This window comes from Hydrocoleum sp. CS-953, assembly GCF_002260545.1.
Lineage (GTDB): Bacteria > Cyanobacteriota > Cyanobacteriia > Cyanobacteriales > Microcoleaceae > Trichodesmium.
In genome coordinates this window covers 1-3,295 of record NZ_LGSU01000487.1, presented here as the reverse complement: position 1 = coordinate 3,295, position 3,295 = coordinate 1, and the positions used below count along the sequence as shown (strand labels likewise).

Genomic DNA, 3,295 nt, shown 5'->3' with positions numbered 1-3,295 from the left:
TCCAGTCTCAAAACCAAGTTCTCAGTTACAAGTAGAAATCATTGAAAATAGCTTTGAGAAAATCAAACCTTACGGAAAAGAATTTGCTGCTAGTTTCTCTGAAAATCTATTTATGGCAGCTCCAGAAGCAAAACCATTATTTGCTAAGAATTAAATATCTAATTAACAGAAAAAATTGCTCAATTCTTTAGTATTAGTAGTAGAAAATTTACGCCATCGAGAAGCATTAGCAGAAGTCTTACAAAACCTTGGTTCTCGTCATGTTAATTATGGTACTTTAAAACAACATTATCCGTTAGTAGGAAAAACATTACTCAGAACTTTCAAGCAATATCTTAAAGATGATTGGACTCCAGAAGTTAGCAAAGCTTGGGTATATGCGATTGGTCAAATTACCAGATTAATGTTTGAAGGTGCAGGTTATATAAATACAACTAAACCAGCCGCAGAAACAGCTCAAAAACCTAAATCTGAATCACAAGAAAAATCTGTATCAAACGAGACTACTCAACAAAAATTTACACCACAAATCAACCAAGTAAAACAACAATCAAACGACCAATATTATCAAGAAGAAGCAACAGTAAAACTGCAAAAATTAATAGTAAAAATAGTTAATCTTTTCTGGATATCACCAAAATAGTTAGTAGTAATTATTGCGGTTCTTCTGACAGTTGTAGTAGTTAATATAATAGATGAAGATTCCTTTTTAGCTAAGACATTAGATTCTATTGATGCTATTAGTGTTATTGTCGTTGTAGTTTTGTTTCTTAAAGAAACTCCTGACCGAAAAAAACAATTTCATTATCAAGCATGGAGTATCATAGATGCAGCTAAAGGTGTCAAAGATAGTCAGGCAAGATTTATGGCAATTCAAGACTTGAATAAAGACGGTATTTCTCTGAGAAGTTTACAAGCACCAGGAGCATATTTAGCAAATATTGATTTAAAAAATTCTAATCTTAATGAAGCAAATTTAAGTCAAGCAACTCTAGAAAATGCTAATCTTAAAAAGGCTAACTTAAGCTATGCAAATTTAAGTTATGCTAAACTATCTACAAGTGATTTTACTGAAGCAAATCTGACTTTTACTAACTTGAAAAATGCTAATTTAAGCAATAGTCAAATGAGTTATGCAAATTTAGTTTGTGCCGACTTAAGCAATACTAACTTAAGTGGTGTTAACTTAACAGGAGCAAGTTTAAGTGGTGCAAATCTAACAGAAACTTATTTAGTTGGTGCTAATCTTACAGATGCAAAAGTAAGTATTTATGAACTTTCTAATGCTTATTTAAAAGACGCAATTATGCCAGATGGTTCTAAACATGATTAAATTGAAGGTAAGCATTCAGCCGTCAGCTAACAGCTATCAGCTATTGTTTTTGGTAGGAAATTTAAACCCCACCCTTAAGACTATACTTTATAAATATCTTTCTTAAGATCAAACTCTATAATGGATTTTTCGGGATTATTTTCTTCTGAAGGTTTAGACCTCAACGAATCTGTTCTAGAATTAGGTTTTGATTCTTTGAGCGTTGTGGAACTCCGGAGCAAAATCGAAAAANGAAATTTAAACCCCACCCTTAAGACTATACTTTATAAATATCTTTCTTAAGATCAAACTCTATAATGGATAGCTTGAAGAGCTGGATCTTATTACTAATAGCTGAATACTTACAATTGAAGACTAAATAAATTTGTACAATGTCACAAAAATGCTATACTAATCTTAAATGATTTATGAGAAAAACTGTAGGGATTTGTAAACCAAATCCCTTCTTGTTTTGGGTTTGGAGACAAAACCCCTACAATAAAATCTTATAACCTATTTAGGGTTGCTATAAAATTATACAATCCTAAAATTAATTAATAACAAAAGATAGAAAATTTATGGAATCACACAAGCACTTGCTAGCAAAAAATATGGCATTTCTCATGTTAGTTTCTCCCAATAGTAACTTAGAAAAATTATTAAAGTTTTGTTTAGCTACAAAAATCACTGGGAAAAATCCTGGGAAAACTACTGAAGAAATGGCTAGAAAACTCATGGAAGAACCATCTACTTTAGCTTATTGGACACAAGATGTGATGAGAATTGACGATAATTATACATCTGAAGAGTGGGAAGCTTTAGGAAATATGCAATTAACAGATATTGATAAATTCATGGAGCAATTGTGGCAATAATTAGAAAGTTTGGATTTGTAGAAAAAATTTGATAATTATTTAAGAGGAAGAGAATATTCAGCAATTAACAATGTTCATGTCGGGGAAAGCCGTTGGCGCAGCATGACCTAGGAATACAATTAATAATTACCCCTTTTTAAAACGGATAGGATTGACTAAAAGGAAATTTTTTGATTCCTTAAAAGGGGAGGCTTCAAATCTGCATTGTTGAATGAATAATTAATTGACTATCAACTCTTAATTATTAATTATTTGGTGATACTATCACTTAGTATTCCTTAAACTTATCATCGTTAACTATAATAAAATCAGCCATTTGTTTTGGTTTATCTTGAGCAAAGTGTAACCGTTGAGCTGGAAAATATATAGTTTCGTAATCCTGCCTTAATTCTACTTCAGAAATACCTTCTTGGTTACGATTTAATGCTCTTTTAAAAGCCGTTTCAAAACTACAGTCAATCCAAATCCGATAATCAAAGTTAAATTTATTTTGAAACAAAAAGATACCCTCTAAAATTACTATTTCTGCATTGTCTATCTGATAATGATATTGTGTGTATGAATTGGAATTACTAGCATCTGCATGATTAGCAATTAAGTCAATAGATCCAGTTTGTTGAAGTGGAGCAACTAATGTAGAGAACATTTCTGTAAATCTCAATCCATTGTTATAGAAATGTTCTGCCGGATTTGTATTACTGAATCGTTTTTCTGGTAATTCTAGCCATCCGTCAATTCCAATAAGATAACTATTAATACCAATTTCTTGCAATGAGCTATTTATTTGAGAACCGATATAGCCTTTTCCTGAACCATCAATTCCAGAAACAGCTACCATCAAAGGTTTTGTATTTTGACTTTTTTCAGATAAAGTATTAATTAAATTTTCCATATTAACCAAGCTTGTTAGAAAAATCAGAAGTCAGAAGTCAGAAGTTATTTGTATCACAGAGATTTTGAATAAACCTCCAAAAACATTTTGCCTTAAAAGGTAGGGTTTTAGTTTTTCGGCAAAATTTTTCTCCAAGAAAAATTCAATACCATCCAAGAAAAAGCCGATAAATTTCAGGAAAAACTCCAATCTTGCCAAACAGAAATTAATCAAATT

5 protein-coding genes and 1 pseudogene are annotated in these 3,295 nt (G+C 31.0%); 4 read left to right on the top strand and 2 right to left on the bottom strand.

The features are described 5' to 3' along the window. The first annotated feature begins 175 nt into the window (after positions 1-175). From AFK68_RS38145 to AFK68_RS04955, 4 genes and pseudogenes are all read left to right on the top strand, one after another. Positions 176-643, top strand: a complete 468-nt coding sequence (locus AFK68_RS38145) for a globin domain-containing protein (protein WP_210407237.1) — start codon at positions 176-178, stop codon at positions 641-643. A gap of 120 nt (positions 644-763) precedes the next feature. Then, on the top strand, positions 764-1,333 hold the full coding sequence (locus tag AFK68_RS04960) for a pentapeptide repeat-containing protein (RefSeq protein ID WP_094671835.1): 570 nt from the start codon (positions 764-766) through the stop codon (positions 1,331-1,333). 120 nt (positions 1,334-1,453) lie between these two features. Beyond that, positions 1,454-1,564 (top strand): annotated as a pseudogene (locus AFK68_RS44245) (acyl carrier protein); the annotation flags it as partial. Between the two features lie 326 nt (positions 1,565-1,890). Next, positions 1,891-2,187, top strand: a complete 297-nt coding sequence (locus AFK68_RS04955) for a hypothetical protein (RefSeq protein WP_094671834.1) — start codon at positions 1,891-1,893, stop codon at positions 2,185-2,187. 268 nt (positions 2,188-2,455) lie between these two features. On the opposite strand, the gene AFK68_RS04950 is transcribed toward AFK68_RS04955, so the two are convergent. Both AFK68_RS04950 and AFK68_RS38140 read right to left on the bottom strand, forming a co-directional pair. Next, positions 2,456-3,079 carry a uridine kinase gene (locus AFK68_RS04950; RefSeq protein WP_094671833.1) on the bottom strand — a complete coding sequence of 208 codons (624 nt, stop codon included), beginning with the start codon at positions 3,077-3,079 and terminating at the stop codon, positions 2,456-2,458. A 30-nt stretch (positions 3,080-3,109) separates the two neighbouring features. After that, on the bottom strand, positions 3,110-3,295 hold a 186-nt coding region (locus AFK68_RS38140), incomplete at its 5' end, for a hypothetical protein (protein ID WP_210407236.1).